The 1,811-nt window shown below is 64.7% G+C and carries 1 protein-coding gene; it reads right to left on the reverse strand.

Annotation, left to right across the window (positions count from 1 at the left end; translation table 11 throughout):
* Window positions 1–18: 18 nt before the first annotated feature.
* Complete coding sequence (locus AB4089_RS22870) at window positions 19–1,272, reverse strand: IS110 family transposase (protein ID WP_441411554.1); 1,254 nt, start codon at window positions 1,270–1,272, stop codon at window positions 19–21.
* Window positions 1,273–1,811: the final 539 nt, after the last annotated feature.

Genomic DNA, 1,811 nt, shown 5'->3' on the forward strand with positions numbered 1-1,811 from the left:
TCTCACGTGTTTAAGAAGTCAAGCGGCAAGGTCTGCTGCCCGCGGGGTGAAGGCTGTAGCTTCATCGAAATGGATACGCGTGGTGAGGCAGTGGTGGAGTTGGCCTAGGAAGCGATTGAAGAGGTTGCGCTGGGCCGCTGCATGCCAGTCGCCAGCTGCGCGGCGGCGCTGGTAGTGGGCTCTGGCACCCGGGGATCCGGTAAGGGCGGACAGCGCCCACATGTACCCGGCGGTGCTAAGGCGGTCGTTCTTGACGAATCTGCGGCCGACGAATTTCTTCTTGCCCGAGGCTCTTGTGATTGGTGCGGAGCCGGCGTATGCCTTCAGGGCGCGGGCGTCGGAGAAGCGGTTCCTGTCGTCTCCGATTTCAGCCAGGAGCCGGGCACCGAGCTGTGTGCCAACCCCAGGGAAGCTGAGCAGGATTTGGGCGTCGGGGTGGGCCAGGAAGGCCTCCTCGACCGCGATGCTGAGCTGGTCGACGGCTTGGCAGGCAGCATCGAGAAGGAGCAAAAGCCCGGAAACCTGCTGGCCCATCGCGTCTTCGACGGCCTGGGGCTGGCGGGCGTGGTCACCACGAAGGATGAGCTTGATTCGCTGGGCCTGGGCGGCGATGCCACGGGAGCGGCCCGCGCGGCGCAGTGCTGCTTCGATCCGGGCCGTGCTGAGCCGTGCCGCGGCGCCCGGGGTGGGTGCGATGCGCAGAAGTTCCCTGGTTTCGGGGCGGGCGAGCCCGTTCTGCCATACCGAGCCGGCTTGAAGGAGCGCCGGGTAGAACTGGCGCAGCACGGAGCGGAGCTGGTTGGCGGTCTGCTGACGTGCCCAGACCGCATCCTGCTGGGCACGGGCCAGGACAGTGATCGCCCTAGCCTGATCGGTATCAGCAGGGAGAGGGCGATGTGCATGGGCGTCGGTGCGAAGGATGTTCGCCAGCACCAGGGCATCCCCCGGATCGGACTTCTTCTTCGAGACCCCGTGCCTGTCGCGGTAGCGTGCCGCCGAGAGCGGATTGACCGCGTAAATCTTCCGGGTGCCAGCGCGAAGAGCCGCAACGAGGAGGCCATGGCTGGTTTCGATCGCCACCGGGACAGGGTGCTCGGGTGTGTCCCCGTGTTCGGCGAGCAGCTCCATCAGTGCCCGGTAGCCTGCAGCATCGTCGGTGATGCGGCGTTTGGCGAGCAGATCGCCGGCGCTGTCGACGATGGCAATGTCGTGGTGGCCCTCGGCCCAATCGATCCCGCAGTAGAGGTCCAATCTGTACTCCTCTCGGTCAATGCGTGTTCTGTTCTCGGGGCGTGTCAGTTCGGATCACGCGGCGCCCTAATTCCAAGACTCGAGGGTCTGCCATCTCACCAGCCGTTCGTGAAACGAGTCCACTTCGGGCGCCCCGGTCTGACCAAGAGCTCTAAGGCTCCCGGAGGAAAGAGGGGTCATCCCGCAGCCTGCACGCACCACGAGAATCAATTACCACACCAGCAGTCAGAGGTTCTGCTGCCACGCGGCCGCTGAACCTGGTCGGCAAAAACCCAGAGGGCATCTACCGGCTAATTCAGGGTTCTGCGGCGCGACCGCACCGGAACGCGCCGCTCTTCGTCGAGGATTCAAAGACCCACGAGCGCAGAGGGCGTCGCACCAGTGTTCTGCGGCACAACCGCACAAGCCAGGACGCGCCGCTCTGCGTCGAGGATTCAAAGACCCAAGAGCGCCGTAGGCGTCGCACCAGCGGATTGTGCCGCAGAACCCTGAAGACAGCCCCCGGCAAACCAACCGAAATGACCCGCGAGAAGCTGCTTAACAACGAATTAGGAGCGCCG

It is taken from the genome of Arthrobacter sp. 2MCAF15 (assembly GCF_052115605.1).
Classification (GTDB): domain Bacteria; phylum Actinomycetota; class Actinomycetes; order Actinomycetales; family Micrococcaceae; genus Arthrobacter.